General features: G+C 68.8%; 18 protein-coding genes. 8 read left to right on the top strand and 10 right to left on the bottom strand.

The genetic code is table 11. The features are described 5' to 3' along the window. Window positions 1-164: 164 nt before the first annotated feature. The 4 genes from ABZX40_RS16905 to ABZX40_RS16890 all read right to left on the bottom strand — a co-directional run bounded on the left by ABZX40_RS16905 (window position 165) and on the right by ABZX40_RS16890 (window position 4,032). A complete protein-coding gene (locus tag ABZX40_RS16905) occupies window positions 165-677 on the bottom strand; it encodes a hypothetical protein (RefSeq protein ID WP_355739092.1) in 513 nt (170 codons plus the stop codon). Between the two features lie 129 nt (window positions 678-806). Further along, complete coding sequence (locus tag ABZX40_RS16900; protein ID WP_355739089.1) at window positions 807-2,069, bottom strand: MFS transporter; 1,263 nt, start codon at window positions 2,067-2,069, stop codon at window positions 807-809. A gap of 114 nt (window positions 2,070-2,183) precedes the next feature. Then, window positions 2,184-3,266: an inositol-3-phosphate synthase gene (locus tag ABZX40_RS16895; protein WP_355739086.1), complete on the bottom strand. Its 1,083-nt coding sequence runs from the start codon at window positions 3,264-3,266 to the stop codon at window positions 2,184-2,186. Between the two features lie 58 nt (window positions 3,267-3,324). Then, window positions 3,325-4,032 carry a helix-turn-helix transcriptional regulator gene (locus tag ABZX40_RS16890; protein ID WP_355739084.1) on the bottom strand — a complete coding sequence of 236 codons (708 nt, stop codon included), beginning with the start codon at window positions 4,030-4,032 and terminating at the stop codon, window positions 3,325-3,327. Between the two features lie 397 nt (window positions 4,033-4,429). Between ABZX40_RS16890 and ABZX40_RS16885 the strand changes: the two genes are divergently transcribed. Together ABZX40_RS16885 and ABZX40_RS16880 are read left to right on the top strand one after the other, a co-directional pair. Further along, on the top strand, window positions 4,430-7,153 hold the full coding sequence (locus ABZX40_RS16885) for a transglycosylase domain-containing protein (RefSeq protein ID WP_355739081.1): 2,724 nt from the start codon (window positions 4,430-4,432) through the stop codon (window positions 7,151-7,153). Window positions 7,154-7,469: 316 nt separating this feature from the next. After that, window positions 7,470-8,966, top strand: a complete 1,497-nt coding sequence (locus tag ABZX40_RS16880; protein WP_355739078.1) for a glycosyltransferase 87 family protein — start codon at window positions 7,470-7,472, stop codon at window positions 8,964-8,966. Window positions 8,967-9,072: 106 nt separating this feature from the next. Here the strand turns inward: ABZX40_RS16880 and ABZX40_RS16875 are convergent, their stop codons facing one another. The 3 genes from ABZX40_RS16875 to ABZX40_RS16865 form a co-directional block, all read right to left on the bottom strand. Beyond that, window positions 9,073-10,104 (bottom strand): alanine racemase, encoded by a 1,032-nt coding sequence (locus ABZX40_RS16875; protein WP_355739076.1) that lies wholly within the window; start codon window positions 10,102-10,104, stop codon window positions 9,073-9,075. A gap of 136 nt (window positions 10,105-10,240) precedes the next feature. Then, window positions 10,241-11,362, bottom strand: a complete 1,122-nt coding sequence (locus ABZX40_RS16870) for a peptidoglycan bridge formation glycyltransferase FemA/FemB family protein (protein ID WP_355739073.1) — start codon at window positions 11,360-11,362, stop codon at window positions 10,241-10,243. Between the two features lie 728 nt (window positions 11,363-12,090). After that, a complete protein-coding gene (locus tag ABZX40_RS16865) occupies window positions 12,091-12,402 on the bottom strand; it encodes a hypothetical protein (RefSeq protein ID WP_355739070.1) in 312 nt (103 codons plus the stop codon). Window positions 12,403-12,691: 289 nt separating this feature from the next. Here ABZX40_RS16865 and rpsF point away from each other — a divergent pair, with 289 nt between their 5' ends. The 4 genes from rpsF (at window position 12,692) to rplI (ending at window position 14,432) form a co-directional block, all read left to right on the top strand. Continuing rightward, the gene (rpsF, locus tag ABZX40_RS16860) at window positions 12,692-12,982 is read left to right on the top strand and encodes a 30S ribosomal protein S6 (RefSeq protein WP_019324683.1); all 291 of its coding nucleotides are present in this window, start codon (window positions 12,692-12,694) and stop codon (window positions 12,980-12,982) included. A 73-nt stretch (window positions 12,983-13,055) separates the two neighbouring features. Then, entirely contained in the window at window positions 13,056-13,658 is a 603-nt protein-coding gene (locus ABZX40_RS16855; RefSeq protein ID WP_355739068.1) for a single-stranded DNA-binding protein, read from the top strand. Window positions 13,659-13,730: 72 nt separating this feature from the next. Next, window positions 13,731-13,967 carry a 30S ribosomal protein S18 gene (rpsR, locus tag ABZX40_RS16850; RefSeq protein ID WP_006381652.1) on the top strand — a complete coding sequence of 79 codons (237 nt, stop codon included), beginning with the start codon at window positions 13,731-13,733 and terminating at the stop codon, window positions 13,965-13,967. Window positions 13,968-13,985: 18 nt separating this feature from the next. Beyond that, window positions 13,986-14,432, top strand: a complete 447-nt coding sequence (gene rplI, locus ABZX40_RS16845; protein ID WP_355739065.1) for a 50S ribosomal protein L9 — start codon at window positions 13,986-13,988, stop codon at window positions 14,430-14,432. Between the two features lie 273 nt (window positions 14,433-14,705). Here rplI and ABZX40_RS16840 read toward each other — a convergent pair whose 3' ends face one another. Then, window positions 14,706-16,043, bottom strand: coding sequence for an MATE family efflux transporter (locus ABZX40_RS16840; RefSeq protein WP_355739062.1), 1,338 nt, complete (start codon window positions 16,041-16,043; stop codon window positions 14,706-14,708). A 459-nt stretch (window positions 16,044-16,502) separates the two neighbouring features. On the opposite strand from ABZX40_RS16840, the gene dnaB reads away from it, so the two are divergent. Further along, on the top strand, window positions 16,503-17,978 hold the full coding sequence (gene dnaB / locus ABZX40_RS16835) for a replicative DNA helicase (protein WP_355739059.1): 1,476 nt from the start codon (window positions 16,503-16,505) through the stop codon (window positions 17,976-17,978). A gap of 142 nt (window positions 17,979-18,120) precedes the next feature. Here dnaB and ABZX40_RS16830 read toward each other — a convergent pair whose 3' ends face one another. Then, window positions 18,121-18,660 carry a GNAT family N-acetyltransferase gene (locus ABZX40_RS16830; protein WP_355739056.1) on the bottom strand — a complete coding sequence of 180 codons (540 nt, stop codon included), beginning with the start codon at window positions 18,658-18,660 and terminating at the stop codon, window positions 18,121-18,123. 73 nt (window positions 18,661-18,733) lie between these two features. Then, a complete protein-coding gene (locus ABZX40_RS16825) occupies window positions 18,734-19,327 on the bottom strand; it encodes an NUDIX domain-containing protein (protein WP_355739053.1) in 594 nt (197 codons plus the stop codon). Window positions 19,328-19,478: 151 nt separating this feature from the next. On the opposite strand from ABZX40_RS16825, the gene ABZX40_RS16820 reads away from it, so the two are divergent. Further along, window positions 19,479-20,864 (top strand): serine hydrolase domain-containing protein, encoded by a 1,386-nt coding sequence (locus ABZX40_RS16820; protein WP_355739050.1) that lies wholly within the window; start codon window positions 19,479-19,481, stop codon window positions 20,862-20,864. Window positions 20,865-20,963 lie beyond the last annotated feature (99 nt).

Here is a 20,963-nt window from a genome sequence, read left to right as displayed (position 1 = left end):
GCATGTCCGGCGCTCATGTCCGTCCGGCTTTCATCCTGTCCGGCCCTCATCCCTGTCCGGAGCGAGCGGCTCGATGTTTCACGTGAAACACCGCACCCCCGGACCAGAGGACCCGGCCACAGCAGCGACCCGGGCCGCACCGGAGGTCCTGGCGAGGCCCTGCCTCAAACGGCCTTGAGGCACAGCAGGAACTCGGAGCCGTCCCCGGTCTGCGTATAGAAGCTCGTGGCTCCCTCGACCTTGCGGCACTCGGTCTCGGCCGTGAGGGAGGTGAAGGTGCCGTCGACCTTCTTCAGGACCTCCACCTCGGCGTCCGCGGAGGCGCACTCCACGATCTCCATCTCGTTCGAGGACGAGGAAGCGGACTTCAGACAGTCGCCCACGGCGGCCTGGTCGGCGTCGTCACGGCTGGCTATGAACGTGCCGATCGCCACACCGGCGACCACCAGGACGATGACGATGTTCTTGATGGTCTTGAAGCTGAGCTTGCGGCGCGGCTGCTCCGGCGGCGCGGGGGCGTCACCGAAGGGGTTGCCCTGCTGGGGGAAACCGGGCTGCTGGGGGATGCCGCCCTGCGGAGGAGTCTGGGTCTGACCCTGGGCGAAGGGGTTCTGCCCCTGCGGCTGGGCCGGTGGCTGGTTCTGGGCGAACGGGTTGCCCTGGGGCGGAGTTGTCACTTGGGAATCCCCCTGAACAGAAAGAGTGGACTAGCAGCGCGAATTGACCGCGCTTAAGACCCGCATAAGTTATCGGCCCCTACTGACACCCCAGCCGTTCCGGCCATGTCTGTGGCCTTCATGTGACACTTACCGTCGATCGAAGCGGGCCATAGCAGCCGCAACCACGGCATAGATGGCGGCGACGGTGAGTACCAGCGCCACGGACCGTCCGTCCGGCGGCAGCATCAACGCGGCGACTCCGGCCGCGCCCACGAAGGCGACATTGAACAGCACGTCGTAGACGGCGAAGATCCGGCCGCGGAAGCCGTCGTCGACCGTGGACTGCACGATGGTGTCCGTGGCGATCTTCGCGCCCTGGGTGACCAGCCCGAGCACAAAGGCCGCGATCAGCAGCGGCACGGTCGCGAACGGCAGGCCCAGCGCGGGTTCCAGGACGGCCGCGGACGCCGAGCAGACGACGATCCAGCCGATCGGCCCGAACCGGCCGACCGCCCAGGGCGTCATCACGGCCGCCACGAAGAATCCGGCGCCGGAGACGCCCAGCGCCAGCCCCAGCAGGGCGAGGCCGTCCTCGGTGGTCGAGGTGAGGGCGTAGCGGCAGAGCATCAGCACGGTGACGGTCAGGGCGCCGTAGCAGAAGCGCATCAGGGTCATCGCGCCGAGCGCCCACGCGGCCTCCCGGCGCCGGGGCGCGGCGAGGTGCCGTACCCCGGCCAGCAGATCGCGGACGGTGCCCGCGAGCGCCGCGCCGAGGCGGGGCTGGATCAACGTGGGGTCGGGGCCGAGGAGTTCGCGCGGGATGCGCAGGGCGGCGAGCGCCCCGCACAGATACAGTCCGGCGCCGACGAGGACCACGGCGGCGTCGGAGTCGGAGACCAGCAGCCGTACGACGAAGGCGGCGCCGCCGCCCGCGGTCGCGGCGAGTGTTCCGGCCGTCGGGGAGAGGGAGTTGGCGATCACCAGCCGGTCGTCGTCGACGACCCGGGGCAGGGAGGCGGACAGGCCCGCGAGGACGAAGCGGTTGACGGCGGTGACGCACAGCGCGGAGGCGTAGAACAGCCAGTCGGGGACGGAGCTGATCATCAGCAGGGCGGTGCCGGTGGCCAGCACGGTGCGCAGCAGATTGCCGTAGACGAAGACCTGGCGGCGGCGCCAGCGGTCGAGGAGGACGCCCGCGAAGGGGCCGACCAGGGAGTACGGGAGCAGCAGGACCGCCATCGCGGAGGCGATTTCGGCGGGGGTGGCCTGGCGCTCGGGCGAGAAGACCACATAGGTGGCGAGGCCGACCTGATAGGCGCCGTCGGCGCCCTGGGAGAGCAGCCGTACGGTGAGCAGTCGCCGGAAGTCCCGCAGGCGCAGCAGAACGCGCAGATCACGTACGACGGCCATGGGGCCCAGCCTCACATACGGGGAGGGTCCCCGGGTGCAATGCCCCGGGGACCCTCGGTGGACCGTCCCGGAACGGGAGCGCGGTGCGCCCGCCGTCCGGTCAGCGCGGTCGGGTCAGCGCTCGACCTCGCCCTTGATGAACTTCTCCACGTTCTCCCGCGCCTGGTCGTCGAAGTACTGGACCGGCGGGGACTTCATGAAGTAGCTCGACGCGGAGAGGATCGGGCCGCCGATACCGCGGTCCTTGGCGATCTTCGCGGCGCGCAGGGCGTCGATGATGACACCGGCGGAGTTCGGGGAGTCCCAGACCTCCAGCTTGTACTCCAGGTTCAGCGGGACGTCGCCGAACGCGCGGCCCTCCAGGCGGACGTAGGCCCACTTGCGGTCGTCCAGCCAGGCGACGTAGTCGGACGGGCCGATGTGGACGTTCTTCTCGCCCAGCTCCCGGTCGGGGATCTGGGAGGTGACGGCCTGCGTCTTGGAGATCTTCTTGGACTCCAGGCGGTCGCGCTCCAGCATGTTCTTGAAGTCCATGTTGCCGCCGACGTTCAGCTGCATCGTGCGGTCCAGGATGACCCCGCGGTCCTCGAACAGCTTCGCCATGACGCGGTGCGTGATGGTGGCGCCGACCTGGGACTTGATGTCGTCGCCGATGATCGGGACGCCCGCCTCGGTGAACTTGTCCGCCCACTCCTTGGTGCCGGCGATGAAGACCGGGAGGGCGTTGACGAAGCCGACCTTGGCGTCGATGGCGCACTGGGCGTAGAACTTCGCCGCGTCCTCGGAGCCGACGGGCAGGTAGCAGACGAGGACGTCGACCTGCCGGTCCTTGAGGATCTGGACGATGTCGACGGGCTCCTCGGTGGACTCCTCGATGGTCTCGCGGTAGTACTTGCCGAGGCCGTCGAGGGTGTGACCGCGCTGGACGGTCACGCCCGAGGAGGGCACGTCGCAGATCTTGATGGTGTTGTTCTCGGAGGCGCCGATGGCGTCCGCGAGGTCGAGACCGACCTTCTTCGCGTCGACATCGAACGCGGCGACGAACTCCACGTCACGGACGTGGTACTCGCCGAACTGCACATGCATCAGGCCCGGCACCTTGGACGCCGGGTCGGCGTCCTTGTAGTACTCGACGCCCTGCACCAGCGACGCGGCGCAGTTGCCCACGCCGACGACGGCTACGCGAACCGAACCCATTGCGGTTGCTCCCTGTGTGTGTACGTGATGTGTACTCGGTGTGAGGCCCTGGCGGGCGTCACATGGCGGTGTCACCGGGCGTATCCGGCCGGGGGACGTCCCCCGGCCGGGGCAGGACGCCCGGCGCTCCAGTGGTGTCCTGTGTGTGCTGCGGGTGCTGTGTGCTCTGCTGAGCGGAGCCGTCCGTGCCGGGTGCCCTGAGGTCCCGGCCGGCCCGCTCGCTCTCGATCAGCTCGTTCAGCCAGCGCACTTCGCGCTCCACGGACTCCATTCCGTGGCGCTGAAGTTCGAGCGTGTAGTCGTCGAGGCGCTCCCGGGTGCGGGCCAGGGAGGCCCGCATCTTCTCCAGGCGCTCCTCCAGCCGGCTGCGGCGGCCCTCCAGCACCCGCATCCGGACATCGCGCGAGGTCTGCCCGAAGAAGGCGAACCGGGCGGCGAAGGTCTCGTCCTCGTATGCGTCGGGGCCGGTCTGCGAGAGCAGCTGCTCGAAGTGTTCCTTACCTTCCGCGGTCAGCCGGTAGACGATCTTGGCGCGGCGGCCGGAGAGCGGGGCGGCGTGCGCCTCCTCGGAGGTGTGCCCCGGTTCCTCGATCAACCAGCCGTTGGCGACCAGCGTCTTGAGGCAGGGATACAGCGTTCCGTAGCTGAACGCACGGAACACTCCCAGTGATGTGTTGAGTCGTTTGCGCAGCTCATAGCCGTGCATCGGGGATTCGCGGAGCAGGCCGAGTACGGCGAACTCAAGGATCCCGGAACGCCGGCTCATGTCGCCTCCTCTCTGCCGCGGCCCGTCTCGCTCTGCTGTCCGACGGGCGCCGTGACGGTCTTTATGTCGAGCTGATGTATCGACTCGATACATCACGACGATAGAACGGCCTTCCGGGTGGGACAAGAGGGAGAACGGTGAACGGCGTCACATCACTGATTCGTAGGCGGCAAGTTGCCTGTTTTGGGGTGAACTTCGGGGCTAGGCGGGTTTTGACGGTGCGTAGTCTGTCCGCCATGCAGACCACCGGGAACCACGGGGCCCGTGGGGACGTCATGGTCCTCGGTGCAGTACGGAGTGAATGCGGTACCGCGCGCATCCGTACTTCGGGGGGACCGGAAACCAGCCGCTGTTTCCAGGCGCGCACGGATGCGCCTGCCCGAGGAGTAATCGTTCGATGAGCGAGCACCGTCGCAAACCGCCGCCGCCGCAGGGAGGCGGACGTGCCGCGGCCCGACGCGGCCCGAGCGCATCGCCCGCCGGCCACCGTGCGGCACCGCGAGGCGCCACCGGGTCTCCCTCCGACGCCTCTGGCTCGGGTCACGGGTCGGAGGATGAGGAGAGGCCCTACGGGGGCCGGGCCGAGGCCCGTCGCGCGGCACAGAGAAGTACCGGAGGGGGCCGTCGCAGAGCGGCCGAACCCGGCGGCCGGGCGGGCGCCCGGCGCGGGGCCGCGGCCAGAACGCGGGGCGCCGCGTCCGGCCGGAAGCGGATCATCGACTATCCGCGCGCGGACAAGGACGGCTGGCGCCGCTGGACGCCGTCCTGGCGGCTGGCGTCCGGCCTGAGCCTGGCCTTCCTGGGCAGCCTGGTCGCCGTCGCCGGTATCGGCTACGCGCTGGTCAGCGTGCCGAACGTGGCGCTGACGGCGACCGCGCAGAACAACGTCTACTACTGGAGCGACGGCTCCGAGATGGTGTCGACCGGTGGGGAGACCAACCGGCAGATCGTCAATCTGCCGCAGATCCCCAAGGCGATGCAGGACGCCGTGATCTCGCAGGAGAACAAGACCTTCGAGACGGACAGCGGCATCGACCCCAAGGGCATCGCCCGCGCCGTGTTCAACATGGCCAGGGGCGAGGACACGCAGGGTGGCTCCACCATCACCCAGCAGTACGTCAAGAACGCGATGCTGGACGACCAGTCCCAGACGCTCTCGCGCAAGTTCAAGGAACTCTTCGTCTCGATCAAGGTGGGCACCTCCGTCCCCAAGGACGAGATCATGGAGGGCTACCTCAACTCGGCGTACTACGGCCGCAACGCCTACGGCATCCAGGCCGCCGCGCGCGCCTACTTCAACAAGGACGCCATAGACCTGAACGCGGGCGAGTGCGCCTTCCTGGCGGCGACGCTCAAGGGCGCCACGTACTACGACCCGGCCGGTGCCACCAACATCGACCCCGCCGCCACCGAGGAGGCGAACAAGAAGCGGGCCCTGGGCCAGATGCAGGACACCCTCGACAAGATGGTCGAGTACGGCCATCTGAGCGCCGAGGACCGGGCCAAGTTCACCGAGCTTCCCGAGGTCCAGAACCCCCGCTTCAACACCGCGCTCAGCGGCCAGATCGGCTATCTGGTCGACCTCGCCAACGGCTACCTGGTCAACAACGAGGAGAAGACCGGTATCTCCGAGCAGCGGCTGCGCGAGGGCGGCCTCTCCATCCACACGACCTTCGACAGGAAGAAGGTCGATCAGCTGGAGAAGGCGGTCCAGGAGGTCCAGAAGGAGAACATCGACCCCGAGAAGCGCCCCGACGAGGACACCCACGTCCAGTTCGGCGGCGCGTCCGTCGATCCGGAGACCGGGGCGATCGTCGCGATCTACGGCGGTGAGGACGCCACCAAGCACTTCACCAACAACGCCGACCAGACCGGCGCCCAGGTCGGCTCGACCTTCAAGCCCTTCGTGCTGGCCGCGGCGATGAACTGGGGCATCAGAGACCCCGAGCTGGGCCCCGTCCAGGCCCAGGACGAACGCACCAAGGTCTCCCCGAAGAGCCTCTACAACGGCAAGAACAAGCTCAAGATCGAGAACTACGACGACTCCGTCTGGCGCAACGAGAAGGGCGAGGAGTGGCTCCAGGTCAACGACGGTGACGAGACCTACGGCGATCCGCCCAACTACGAGATCGATCTGCGGACGGCCATGCAGTACTCGGTGAACTCCGCGTATGTGCAGCTCGGCATGGATGTCGGCCTGGACAAGGTCAAGGAGGCGGCCGTCGACGCGGGTGTGCTGGAGAGCAGCCTCGCCGGTATCGACTTCCCGTCCTTCTCCCTCGGCATCTCCGACCCCAGCGCGATCCGGATGGCGGGCTCCTACGCCACCTTCGCCGCCAGCGGCAAGCAGAACGACCCGTTCTCCGTCACCAAGGTGACCAGCAAGGACGGCGAGATCTTCAAGTACGAGACGGCGCCGAAGCAGGCGTTCACCTCGCTGGTCGCCGACAACGTCACCGATGTGATGAAGACCGTGGTCGAGGACGGCACGGGCACCAACGCCCAGCTGCCGGGGCGCGAGGTGGCCGGCAAGACCGGTACCACCGACGACAACAAGTCGGCCTGGTTCGTCGGCTACACCCCGCAGCTGTCGACCGCGATCAGCATGTTCCGCTACCCGGACGACGAGACGGTGAAGAACCGTACGTTCCTGTCCATGTACGGGACCGGTGGCCAGGAGTCGATCCACGGCGCCTCGTTCCCGTCGGAGATCTGGCAGGCGTACATGGCCGAGGCGATGAAGGGCACCAAGGCGGAGAAGTTCCCCGAGCCCGAGCCCATCGGCGATGTCGTCAACGACGCCCCCTCGCCGACGCCGACCCCGACGATCACGGAGACCGAGGAGGAGGAGAGCCCCACGCCGACTCCGTCGCCGACTCCGACCCGGACCACGTCGTCGCCCTCCCCGTCCGCGACCTGCACCGACTTCTTCGGCTGTGAGGACGATGGCGGCACGGACAACGGCGGGACCGACACCGGAGGCACCGATACCGGCGGTACGGACGGCGGTGTCCCAGGGTCACCCGACCCATCGGCCACCTCATCGGCCAACGGCGGGAACAACGGCAACGGGAACGGGAACGGGAGCAGCGACGGCGGTCTCTTCGGAGGAACCGGCTAGCCGCGTTCTGCCTCCGGCGGTGACCGGTCGGCTGCCTACCGCTCCTCGCGGTAGCGGGTCGGCCGGTCACCGCTTTTCGCCGTCACTGGCAGTCACTGGTAGGCCGCCGCATACCGCCCCTCGCGGACGTTTCACGTGAAACACCTCGCTGTTCCACCTCTCCGCTTCACCTCGTCGCTTCATCTCGCCGCTCATCTCGCCGTTCATCTCGCTGTTTCACGTGAAACACGCTCCGCCGCAGACAGCAGGGCCGTCGCATCGACCGGATGCGGCGGCCCTCGCCGTTCCCCCAGCGGCGTACGGCAGGATGTCCCCCATGCCCAGTGCAGAAACGACGCAAGCGAGCGCGCGCGAGCCGGACACCGTACGTCCCACCAAGACGGACAAGGTCGCGGCGAGCGGCAGCGAGCTGATCGGCGGTCCCATCGGCCGGCGTGCCCTGCTCGGGACGTCCTGGTGGACCCCGGTACGGGTCATCGCGCTCGTGGCGATCGGCATGTTCGCCCTCGGCATGGTCCAGAAGGCACCCTGCTACGACGGGGCCTGGTTCTTCGGCGCCAGCTCGCAGTACACGCACGCCTGCTACTCCGACATCCCGCACCTCTACCAGGGGCGCGGCTTCGCCGATGGGCTGGTGCCGTACTTCGACCGGCTGCCCGGCGACATGGAGTACCTGGAGTACCCGGTGCTCACCGGGGTCTTCATGGAGGCCGCCTCCTGGCTCACCACGGGCAGCGGCACCATCCAGCACCAGGAGCAGTGGTACTGGATGGTCAACGCCGGGATGCTGATGGTGTGCGCGGCGGTCATCGCCGTCTGTGTCACCCGCACCCACGCCCGCCGTCCCTGGGACGGTCTGCTGGTCGCCCTGGCGCCCGCGCTGGCGCTGACCGCCACCATCAACTGGGACCTGCTGGCGGTCGCCCTGACGGCCGCGGCGATGCTGATGTGGTCGCGGGGGCGTCCGGTGGCCTTCGGGGTGCTCCTGGGGCTCGCCACGGCCGCCAAGCTGTATCCCTTCCTGCTGCTGGGACCGCTGCTCGTGCTGTGCTGGCGGGCGGGGAAGTGGCGCGACTTCGGCAAGGGCCTGGCGGGTGCCGCCGTCGCCTGGGTCGTGGTGAATCTGCCGGTGATGCTCTTCGCCTTCGAGGGCTGGTCGAAGTTCTACACCTTCAGCCAGGAGCGCGGTGTCGACTTCGGTTCGTTCTGGCTGATCCTCGCCCAGAACTCCAGTGACCCGCTGAGCACCGAGACCGTCAACACCCTGGCCACCCTGCTGATGCTGCTGAGCTGCGCGGCGGTCGCCGCCCTCACCCTGACCGCGCCGCGCCGGCCCCGCTTCGCCCAGCTGGCGTTCCTGATCGTCGCGGCGTTCATCCTCACCAACAAGGTGTACTCACCGCAGTACGTGCTCTGGCTGATCCCGCTGGCCGTGCTGGCCCGGCCGAAGTGGCGGGACTTCCTGATCTGGCAGGTGTGCGAGGTGGCGTACTTCCTCGGCATCTGGATGTACCTCGCGTACACGACCAGCGGCGACGCCCATAAGGGCCTGCCGACCGACGGCTACCACTGGGCCATCGCCGCGCATCTGGCCGGGACGCTCTATCTGTGCGTGATGATCGTCCGGGACATCCTGATGCCCGAGCGGGACGTGGTCCGGCTGGCCGGTGACGACGACCCGTCCGGCGGGGTGCTCGACGGGGCGCGGGACGTCTTCGTGATCGGACCGGCGGCGCGGGCGGCGGACCGGGACAGCGAGCGGGACGGGCAGGACGACGTTCCGCTGGTGTCCTGGGGCAGCCGTTCGCCCTGAGCGAACAACGCGCCCTGGGCTGGGCGGATGGAGAAAAGGGCCGTACGCGAGCTGTGCGTACGGCCCTTCCTGGTGCCCGGGGCGGGAGCGGCGCCCCGGAACGGGGTCAGCGGTCCACGATGCGGTCGAACTGGGTGGTGGTGTGCCGCAGATGGGCCACCAGCTCATCGCCGACCTTCGGCTCGGGCGCGTCCGACGGCACGAACAGGATCGACACCTGCATGTGCGGCGGCTCCGCGAACCAGCGCTGCTTGCCGCCCCAGACGAACGGCGCCAGATTCCGGTTGACCGTGGCCAGACCGGCGCGGGCGACGCCCTTGGCGCGCGGCATGACGCCGTGCAGCGCCTTGGGGGCCTCCAGACCCACCCCGTGCGACGTTCCGCCCGCGACGACCACCAGATAGCCGTCCGAGGCCGTCTTCTGCTGCCGGTAGCCGAAGCGGTCGCCCTTGGCGACGCGGGTGACATCCAGGACGGCGCCGCGGTACTCGGTGGCGTCGTGGTCGCCGAGCCAGAGCCGGGTGCCGATCCGGGCGCGGAACCGGGTCTGCGGGAACTGCTGCTGGAGCCGGATGAGTTCATCGGACTTCAGATGGCTGACGAACATCGTGTGCAGCGGCAGCCGGGCCGCGCGCAGCCGGTCCATCCAGCCGATGACCTCCTCGACGGCGTCCGAGCCGTCGGCGCGGTCCAGCGGCAGATGGATGGCGAAGCCCTCCAGCCGGACGTTCTCTATGGCGGCGTGCAACTGCGGCAGATCCTGCTCGCTGATGCCGTGCCGCTTCATCGAGGACATCACCTCGATGACCACCCGCGCGCCCACGAGGCCGTACACGCCGTCCACGGAGGACACCGAGCGGATCACCCGGTCCGGCAGCGGCACCGGCTCCTCACCGCGCCGGTACGGCGTCAGGACCAGCAGATCGGCGCCGAAGAAGTCCTTGATGCGCGCCGCTTCGTACGTGGTGCCGATGGCGAGGATGTCCGAGCCCATCCGGGTGGCCTCCTCCGCCAGCCGTTCGTGCCCGAAGCCGTAACCGTTGCCCTTGCAGACCGGGACGAGTCCCGGGAACTGCTCCGTCACGTGCTTCTGGTGCGCCCGCCAGCGCGCGGTGTCGACGTACAGCGTGAGCGCCATGGCCGGACCTGGAACCTTTCTCGTGGCTGCGGTGTATCAGAGATGAAGAGTGATGAGGTGGAGAGCGATGAGGTGAAGAGTGATGAACCTGCGGTGTATCAGAGGTGGGAGTGTGAGGGAAACAGGTGTTCCGGACTCAGCGGCGCGACATATAGATGTCGAGCGCCTTGTGGAGCAGCTTGTTGAGCGGGAAGTCCCATTCGCCGAGATACTCGGCCGCCTGCCCGCCCGTGCCCACCTTGAACTGGATCAGACCGAAGAGATGGTCGGACTCGTCCAGCGAGTCGGAGATACCCCGCAGGTCGTAGACGGTCGCGCCGAGCGCATACGCGTCGCGCAGCATCCGCCACTGCATCGCGTTCGAGGGCCGGACCTCCCGGCCGATGTTGTCGGAGGCCCCGTAGGAGTACCAGACATGGCCGCCGACGATCAGCATCGTCGCCGCCGAGAGGTTCACCCCGTTGTGCTGGGCGAAGTACAGCCGCATCCGGTTGGGATCCTCGGAGTTGAGGGCCTTCCACATCCGCTCGAAGTACGACAGCGGGCGTGGCCGGAAATGGTCCCGCACGGCGGTGATCTCGTACAGCCGCTGCCATTCGGGAAGGTCGTGGAAGCCGCCCTGGACGACCTCGACGCCGGCCTTCTCGGCCTTCTTGATGTTGCGCCGCCACAGCTGGTTGAAGTTCTTGTGGACTTCTTCCAGCGACCGGTTCGCCAGCGGCACCTGGTACACATACCGGGGCTGTACATCGCCGAAGCCGGCCCCGCCGTCCTCGCCCTGCTGCCAGCCCATCCGGCGGAGCTTGTCGGCGACCTCGAAGGCGCGCGGCTCGATGAAATCGGCCTCGGTGTCGCGCAGTCGCTTCACATCCGGGTTCTGGATGCCCGCCTTGATGGACGCGGCCTCCCAGCGCCGGATGATCACCGGCGGGCCCATCTTCACGGAGAAGGCGCCCTGCTGCTTCAGATGGGCCAGCATCGGCTGGATCCAGTCGTCCAGATTCGGCGCGAACCAATTGATGACCGGACCCTCGGGGAGATACGCGAGATAGCGCTTGATCTTGGGAAGCTGCCGGTAGAGCACCAGACCCACACCCACCAGCTCACCGCTGCGGTTGTCGAACCAGCCCAGGTTCTCCGCCCGCCATTCCGCCTTGACGTCCGCCCAGGCCGGGACCTGCATGTGGCTCGCCGAAGGCAGACTCTGGATGTACGCCAGATGCTGCTCGCGGCTGATGGTCCTCAGGGTCAGGCTCATGTCGGGGCGCTCCTCGGGCTGGTGTGTCCCCATGGGTACAGGGGCTCCGGCTCTCGCGCCGAAGCCTACTGCGCCCGGCCTCCGGCCCGACCGGGCGTACGGCCCCGGCGCCGCGGACGGCGGAACGCCCGGGGGGTGTGGTGGTGCGGTGTGGGGGGTTGGGTGGGGTTGCGCGGGGTTGTGTGGCGGGGTGGAGGGGCCTGGTGTGGGGGCACGGTGAGGTCGGCCGGGGGCGGGGTGGGAGCGGGCATTGTCTGGGGCGGCCGGGAGGCTGACTGGGGGGTGGTCGGAAAGTGGGGTGGGGACGGTTCGGCTGGAGCGTTCGTCGGGGCTGTTCGGCGGGGTCGTTCTGTGGGGCTGTTCGGTCGGATTTCGGCCGGACCGTTTGGCGGGACGGCTCGGCTGGGCCGTACGGGTCAGGAGACCGTCGGCCAGGGAGAGGCGGGGCGGGGGTGGGCCGGGGCGGTTGGCAGGGCCGTTCGGTGGGGCGGTTGGCCGGACGGTTCGCTGGACTGCTCCACCGGACTGCTCCACCGGACTGCTCGGCCGGGTCGTTCGGCTGTGCTCTCGGCCGAACCGCTCGGCCGGGCAGTTCGACCGGACCGTTCTGCCGGACCCCTTGGCCGGACCCTTCGGTCGGACAGTTCGGCCAGATCGCTCGACAAGATCGATCGGTCAGACCGCTCGACCAGTCCGCTCGACCAGACCGCTCCGCTGGGCCGTCCAGGTCAGAAGACTCCGCCGAAGAGGCCGCCGTGTGCCATGCCCAGGAAGAACCCGACACCGGAGAGGCCCAGGCCCAGGATCAGGCCGACGCGCTCACGGGTGGTGACCGAGACCCACTGTCCGTAGGCGCCGGTCAGGATCCCGATCAGCCCGGTCCAGGAGCTGAGCAGATGCAGGCTGTGGAACTGGGCGGTGACGAAGGAGAGGACACCCAGCGTCAGCGTCACCGCGAGCAGTGTGTCCGGGAGGGGGTGGGACTTGCCGTCGGTGGCGAAGAGGGATCCTGCGGTGTTGGGTCGCAATGCCTGTGCCATGGGGCACCTCCTGCGAAAGGGCGGCGCATCGTAGCGCCATACACACCCGTTGTGTACAGATTGTCGCCCCTCCCGGCCGGATTTCAACCGGACGCGGGTGTGCGGGTAGTCTGTACGGTCTGCACCGGTGTCTGCCCAGTCCGGGGCCGGGGCACACTGCCCAGGTCCGGAGCGGGAACGCCCCGACGACCCTCGATTGTCAGTGGCGCCGGATACCGTTGCGTACGCATCACAACCCTCCTGCCACGGAACGACCGTGGCCGCTGAGTCCAGAGGAGGTGGGTTCCATATGCGTCACTACGAGGTGATGGTCATCCTCGACCCCGATCTTGAGGAGCGCTCTGTCTCTCCGCTGATCGAGAACTTCCTTTCTGTCGTCCGTGATGGCGGCGGAAAGGTCGAGAAGGTCGACACCTGGGGCCGTCGTCGTCTCTCGTACGAGATCAAGAAGAAGCCCGAGGGCATCTACTCGGTCATCGACCTCCAGGCCGAGCCTGCGGTCGTCAAGGAGCTCGACCGCCAGATGAACCTGAACGAGTCGGTCCTCCGGACCAAGGTCCTCCGCCCCGAGACCCACTGAGCCTCGGCTCAGCTGATCCCGGGATTCGAGTAGCAGCAAGCAGCCAGCAGCAAACCCGCCGAGAGGTTCACCCATGGCAGGCGAGACCGTCATCACGGTCGTCGGCAATCTTGTCGACGACCCCGAGCTGCGCTTCACCCCGTCCGGTGCGGCCGTCGCGAAGTTCCGTGTCGCGTCCACTCCCCGCACCTTCGACCGCCAGACGAACGAGTGGAAGGACGGCGAGAGCCTGTTCCTGACCTGCTCGGTCTGGCGCCAGGCGGCTGAGAATGTCGCCGAGTCGCTCCAGCGAGGCATGCGCGTCGTCGTGCAGGGCCGGCTGAAGCAGCGGTCCTACGAGGACCGTGAGGGTGTGAAGCGCACGGTCTACGAGCTGGACGTCGAGGAAGTCGGGCCCAGCCTGCGCAATGCCACGGCCAAGGTCACCAAGACCAGCGGCCGGGGTGGCCAGGGCGGTGGCGGCGGCTTCGGCGGCGGCGGTGGCGGCGGCCAGCAGGGCGGCGGCTGGGGCGGTGGCTCCGGTGGCGGTCAGCAGGGCGGCGCTCCGGCCGACGACCCCTGGGCGACCGGCGCTCCCGCCGGTGGCAACCAGAGCGGCGGCGGTGGCTGGGGCGGAGGCTCCAGCTCCGGCGGCGGCGGTGGTGGCGGCGGCTACTCGGACGAGCCCCCCTTCTAGTACCTACGGGCCAGGCGCCCGTGGTCGAAGGCGGGTCGTACCCACACTTCTTGATCACACAGGAGAAACCCCATGGCGAAGCCGCCTGTGCGCAAGCCGAAGAAGAAGGTCTGCGCATTCTGCAAGGACAAGGTCCAGTACGTGGACTACAAGGACACGAACATGCTGCGGAAGTTCATTTCCGACCGCGGCAAGATCCGTGCCCGCCGCGTGACCGGCAACTGCACGCAGCACCAGCGTGACGTCGCCACGGCCGTCAAGAACAGCCGTGAGATGGCGCTGCTGCCCTACACCTCCACCGCGCGCTAAGGGAAGGGTGACCGAGACATGAAGATCATCCTCACCCACGAGGTCACCGGCCTCGGTGCCGCGGGCGACGTCGTCGACGTCAAGGACGGTTACGCTCGCAACTACCTGATCCCGCGGAAGTTCGCTATCCGCTGGACCAAGGGTGGCGAGAAGGACGTCGCGCAGATCCGTCGTGCGCGCAAGATCCACGAGATCCAGACCATCGAGCAGGCCAACACCGTGAAGGCCCAGCTGGAGGGTGTGAAGGTCCGTCTGGCCGTCCGCTCCGGCGACGCCGGTCGGCTCTTCGGTTCCGTCACCCCGGCCGACATCGCCTCGGCGATCAAGGCCGCCGGCGGTCCCGAGGTCGACAAGCGCCGTATCGAGCTGGGCTCCCCGATCAAGACCCTGGGCGCCCACGAGACGTCCGTGCGTCTGCACCCCGAGGTGGCCGCGAAGGTCAACATCGAGGTGGTCGCGGCCTGACGCCGCGCTCGGTGTAGTTGACAGAAGGGCCGTGCCCCGCCGGGTACGGCCCTTCTGCATGGCCGTAGTCGAGTCATAGCGGTAGTCACAGCCGTAGCCGTAGCCGTAGCCGTAGCCGTAGCCGTAGCCATGGCCGGATCAGGATCCGGCCGTGCGGTCGTGCCGGGCGATGTTTCACGTGAAACAGGGCGGTTGGGGTTAAGCGGGGCATGGTGGTGGATGGGTGCTCCGCCGGGGGCCGGGGGCCGGGGGCCGGGGGCAGCGTGGCAGGGGTCAGCGGGCCGCGCCCGTGACGATCCAGCGGCCGGAGCGGGTGCGCCACCAGAGGGTCAGCAGCCGCATGGTCATCATCAGCGCCATGGCCAGCCACAGCGCGGTCAGTTCCCCGCCGAGGGTCGGGACCAGCAGGGCGATAGGGGCGAAGACAACCAGGGTGAGGATCATGGCCCAGGCCAGATAGCGTCCGTCGCCCGCGCCCATCAGGACACCATCCAGGACGAAGACCACACCGCAGATCGGCTGGGAGAGCGCCACGACGATCAGCGCGGGCAGGGCCGCGTCGGTGACGGCGCTGTCGCTGGTGAACAGGGGCAGGAAGAGTGGGCGGGCGGCGATCACCAGGAGACCCAGGCCGATGCCCACGGCGATCCCCCACTCGACCATCCGGCGGCAGACCTGCCGGGCCCCCTCCACATCCCCGGCGCCCAGATGCCGCCCGATGATGGCCTGCCCGGCGATGGCGATGGCGTCGAGGGCGAAGGCGAGCAGGTTCCACAGGGACAGAACGATCTGGTGGGCGGCGATCTCGGCGTCCCCGAGCCCTGCGGCGACGGCGGTGGCGATCATCAGGATCGCGCGCAGGGACAGCGTACGGACCAGGAGGGGGACGCCTGCCTGGGCCGAGGCGCGTATCCCGGCGATGTCGGGGCGCAGGGAGGCGCCATGGCGGCGGGCGCCCCGGACGACGACGAAGAGATACGCGGTGGCCATACCGACCTGGGCGATGACGGTGCCCCAGGCGGAACCGGCGATACCGAACCCGGCGCCGTAGACCAGGACGACGTTGAGGACGGCGTTGGCGACGAAGCCGGCGATGGCGACGTAGAGCGGGGTCCTGGTGTCCTGGAGGCCGCGCAGTATGCCGGTCGCGGCGAAGACGACGAGCATGGCCGGGATGCCCAGCGCGGAGATGCGCAGATAGGTGATGGCGTAGGGGGCGGCCGTCTCGGAGGTGCCGAAGAGGCCGACGAGGTCCGGGGCGGTGGGCAGGACGACGGCGATGACGGCGGCGCCGAGCAGCAGGGCCAGCCAGATGCCGTCCATGCCCTGGCGGATGGCGGCCTGGAGGTCACCGGCGCCGACCCTGCGGGCGACGGCCGCGGTGGTGGCGTAGGCGAGGAAGACGAAGACGCTCACGGCGGTCAGCAGCAGGGCGGAGGCGACGCCCAGTCCGGCGAGTTGGGCGGTGCCGAGATGGCCGACGATGGCGCTGTCGGCGAGGACGAACAGAGGCTCGGCGACGAGTGCGCCGAAGGCCGGGACGGCCAGCGCGACGATCTCGCGGTCGTGCCGGCGCCGGGCAGCCTTGGGTGTCGGGGGAGCCTGTGTCATGAGCACAAATGTAATCGTCCACAGGTAAGAGATGCAAAGCTATTGCAACCCTTACTTGTGGTTGCGGTGTGTGTGTTCCTCCGTACGGCTTGAAGTGATCTTGGGCCGACCGGGGAAGTTTTTCTTCTGCACAGCCGGTGGATGGTGAAGTTGCAGGTCAGAGATGCTGTGCTGGGGGTTGGCCGGGCTTGTTCACAGCACTGTCCACCGGGTCGTGCACAGGTTTCGGGGACTTCTCCACAGCATCCGGGGCGTCGTCCACATGGCCTGTGGATAACCAGATTGGCTGACGGTGCTGAGGGGCCTAACGTGGTCCGGCGCCCTCTCCCTCCGACGGCTGACGAACCGTCACAAAACCGACGCGCCACAACCGGAGCCGGGCCTCTTATTTGTCAGTGCCGTGCCGTAGAAATGAAGAGCACGGCGAGGTCCGCTCGGCGGACGGGAGGAGGTGGCTCGGTGAGTATTTCCGAGCCCTTGGACGACCCGTGGGCCGACAGCGGTCCAGGTGATCGTCTGCCCTCCCGGCGCCGCGGCGAGGGCGGGCGGGGGCGCGACGACCAGCACGACCGGGGCCGGGAAAGCGGCGAGTGGGAGGGCGGTGGGACGTCCTTCGAGCGGGTTCCGCCGCAGGACCTCAACGCCGAGCAGTCCGTGCTCGGCGGCATGCTGCTCTCCAAGGACGCCATCGCCGACGTCGTGGAGATCCTCAAGGGCCACGACTTCTACAAGCCCGCGCACGAGACGATCTACCAGGCGATCCTCGACATCTACGCCAAGGGCGAGCCGGCCGACCCGATCACCATCGCCGCGGAGCTGACCAAGCGCGGGGAGATCAACAAGGTCGGCGGCGCGTCCTATCTGCACACGCTGGTGCAGACGGTGCCGACGGCCGCCAACGCCGAGTACTACGCGGAGATCGTGCATGAACGGGCGGTGCTGCGCCGCCTGGTGGAGGCGGGCACGCGCATCACCCAGATGGGATACGCGGCCGACGACGACGTCGACGAGATCGTCAACCGCGCCCAGGCGGAGATCTACGCCGTCACCGAGCAGCGCACCAGCGAGGACTATCTGCCGCTCGGCGACATCATGGAGGGCGCGCTCGACGAGATCGAGGCGATCGGCTCGCGCACGGGCGAGATGACCGGCGTACCGACCGGCTTCACGGACTTCGACTCCCTCACCAATGGTCTGCACCCCGGCCAGATGATCGTCATCGCCGCGCGTCCCGCCATGGGCAAGTCGACACTCGCACTGGACTTCGCGCGGGCCGCGTCGATCAAGAACAATCTGCCGAGTGTCATCTTCTCGCTTGAAATGGGACGCAATGAGATCGCGATGCGTCTGCTCTCGGCCGAGGCGCGGGTGGCGCTGCACCATATGCGCTCGGGCACGATGACCGACGAGGACTGGACCCGGCTGGCCCGCCGGATGCCGGATGTCTCGGCCGCCCCGCTCTACATCGACGACTCGCCGAACCTGTCGATGATGGAGATCCGGGCGAAGTGCCGCCGCCTCAAGCAGCGCAACGATCTCCGGCTGGTCGTCATCGACTACCTCCAGCTGATGCAGGCCGGCGGCTCCAAGCGCTCCGAGAGCCGTCAGCAGGAGGTCTCGGACATGTCCCGAAACCTCAAGCTCCTCGCCAAGGAACTGGAGGTCCCGGTCATCGCCCTCTCCCAGCTGAACCGAGGCCCCGAACAGCGCACGGACAAGAAGCCGATGGTCTCCGACCTGCGCGAATCCGGCTCCATCGAGCAGGACGCGGACATGGTCATCCTCCTCCACCGCGAGGACGCCTACGAGAAGGAGTCCCCCCGCGCGGGCGAGGCCGACCTGATCGTCGCCAAGCACCGAAACGGTCCTACGGCGACGATCACGGTGGCCTTTCAGGGGCATTACTCGCGGTTTGTGGATATGGCGCAGACGTGAGGGGGGTGGGAGGGCGCAGAGGCGGGGGCGGGGGCGCGGGTTTGAGTGGTGGCCGCGTTGCCGGGGCCGGGGCCCTGGCCGGTGCCTGAGCCGTCGCCCTCGCCGACGCACGGTCTTGCCGGAGCACGCTCTTGCCTGGGGCTCAACCCGGCGGCGTGACCGGGGACCTCATGCCGAGCCACTGTTCCGCGCCCCATGCCTCGAAGCGTTCGACCTCGGTGAATCCCAGCTTCGCCGCCAGACGCATCGAGCGGGCGTTGGCGGTCTGGGTGGCGAGCATCACCGGCTCACCGGGCAGTGCTGCGTCGAGCCAGCCGAGTGCTGCCGCGCACGCCTCGGCCGCGTACCCGGAGCCCCACGCCCGCGGCAGGAACAGATAGCCGAGGTCGGCCTTTCCCGCGGCGGCCGGGAGGCTGTGTCCCGTCGCCCTCCTGAGCAGGATCTGGCCGATCATCGATCCGTCGAGTTCGACGGCGAAGCTCCCGGGCCATCGCTGGGGCGTCCCAGGTATCTCGCGCTCAAGCTCGCCGCGCGGCCGGGGGCCGCCGAGGTAGGTGTGGACCTCTGGTGAGGCGAGCAATTCGATGAACGCCGTACGGTCCCGGGCCTCGGGCTCACGGAGCAGGAGCCTCTCGGTCCTGATCGGGGCAGGCGGCCAGTCCACGGATCCCAGATGCTCCATCCGCGCACGCTAACAGCGGCCGAATCGACCGAACGGGACTCTGCTTCGGCTGAGGGCGGATGCCTTCGCGGGGTCAGTCGCCCGAGCCCCCGCGGCCTCGTGACTCCGAGCGATACCGGGTGAGGGCCTCCCTGGCGTCCGGGACGAAGTGCTCGTGGCGGGACAGGGCGTGGACCTCGTCCTCCGGCAGCCAGGTGTGCCAGGCCACCTCCGTGGGGTGGGGGCGGATCGGTGCGTCGAGTACGACCTCGTGCAGGGCCAGCCAGTACGGGCTGATCGCGCCCTCGCACCGGAACTTGAGCACGAAGCGGGGACGTGCCTCGACGCCGATCTCCTCCGCGAGTTCGCGTGCGGCGGCGGACCCGTAGGACTCGCCCACGCCCACCGCGCCGCCCAGCATCCAGTTGAACCGGCCCGGGAACAGGGTCGCGTCGGATGGCCGGCGGTGGACGAGTATGCGGCCGGCGGGGTCGCGGCAGACTACCGTCGCGATGCGGTGGAGCCATTTGTGCCTGATGGCCTCCGCCCGGCTCACGACCTCCAGGACCTCGTCCTGCTCATTCACCCGCTCCACCAACTCGGTCCGTTCGGTTCGTTGGGTGCTCTGGGTGCTCTGGGTGCGTCGGGCTTGTTCGGTCTGCTCGGTCTGCTCGGTCTGCTCGTTCATGGGGGAACGGTGGCATGGGGGAGGTGATCCCGAGCGGGGGGCCTTGCGCGGACCTTGTACCGGCCTTGTGCGGGGCTCTCCGGGTGGCTTCGGGGTGTTTCGTGGGGGAAATGCGGTCGACGCCGGGCGGCTCGGGAGGTGGACTGGGGGTATGACGACACCTCACGAAGAACTGCTTCCCCAGACGCGCCGGGCGCTGCTGCACCGTATCGCCGTCGGACAGGCCGAAGGGCGGGCGCCGTCGATGGTGGCGGCCGTGGTGCGGGGCGGGCGGACGGTGTGGACCGGGGCGCGGAGTTCCGTGGACGGACAGGTGCCGGACGAGAACGTGCAGTTCAGGATCGGATCCATCTCCAAGACCTTTACGGCCGTGCTCGTACTGCGGCTGCGTGACGAGGGGCTGCTCGACCTCGCGGACCCGGTGGAGAAGCATCTGCCGGGCACCGGGCTCGCGGAGGTCACCATCGCCCAACTCCTCGCCCACACCGGTGGACTGGCCGCCGAGTCGCCCGCGCCCTGGTGGGAGCGGACCCCCGGCTCACTGCGTCCGGAGCTGGGCGACGTACTCGGCGAGCAGCCCCTCCTGCACCCGGTCGGTCGCAGGTTCCACTACTCCAACCCCGGATACAGCGTTCTCGGTGCCCTGGTGGAGAAGTTGAGGGGCGCGCCCTGGGAGCAGGTGCTCAGGGCGGAGGTGCTGGAGCCGCTCGGTCTGGACCGCACGAGCGGGCTGCCGGAGGCGCCGCACGCCGGAGGCTGGGCCGTGCACCCCTGGGCCGATGTGCTGCTCCCCGAACCCCTTGAGGATCTCGGTGTCATGGCGTCCGCCGGGCAGCTCTGGTCCACCGCCGCCGACCTGGCCCGCTTCGCCGTCTTCCTGGTCCAGGGCGACGAACGGGTGCTGAGCGCCGCGACGGTACGGGAGATGCGGGTCCCGGCGACGCCCGTCGAGGCCGCCGATGTCGTCGACGGGTCCAGCTATGGGCTGGGCCTCCAGCTCCAGCGGCATGACGGACGGCTGCTCGTCGGGCACTCCGGCTCGCTGCCGGGCTTCCTGGCGAACCTCTCCATCAGCGTGGACGACGATGTCGCCGCGGTCGTGCTGACCAACTGCACCTCCGGCCCGGTGACCTCCCTCATCGGCGCCGACCTGGTCCGTATCGTCGCCGAGGCCGAGCCCCGGATCCCCGAGCCGTGGCGGCCCCTCCGCGAGGTCGATCCGGCGGTCCTGGAACTCGCCGGGCAGTGGTACTGGGGGACCAACGGCTTCGCCCTGCGGGTGACCGCCGATGGGACGATCTCCCTCGGGCCGTTCAGCGGTGGTGGCCGCCGTTCCCGCTTCCGCTCCAACGGCGACGGCACCTGGACCGGGCTGGAGGGCTACTACGCCGGGGAGTTGCTGACGGCCGTACGCCGGTCCGACGGCTCGCTGAGTCATCTGGACCTCGGGTCGTTCGTCTTCACCCGGCAGCCCTATGACGAGACCGCTCCGGTGCCGGGTGGGGTGGACCCGGAGGGGTGGCGGGGGATCGGCTGACGGTGGCAGGTGGCGGGTGGCGGGGGATCGGCTGACAGCGGCAGGTGGCTGCGGCTGTGGCTGTGTCGTGGGGGGAGCCGGGTGGTTGGTGTGGTGGAT

Origin of the sequence: Streptomyces sp. NPDC004610 (genome assembly GCF_040609715.1) — a bacterium.
Taxonomy (GTDB): Bacteria; Actinomycetota; Actinomycetes; order Streptomycetales; family Streptomycetaceae; genus Streptomyces.
Note: the sequence above shows the minus strand (reverse complement) of the source record. Positions and strands in the feature narration are given on the sequence as shown.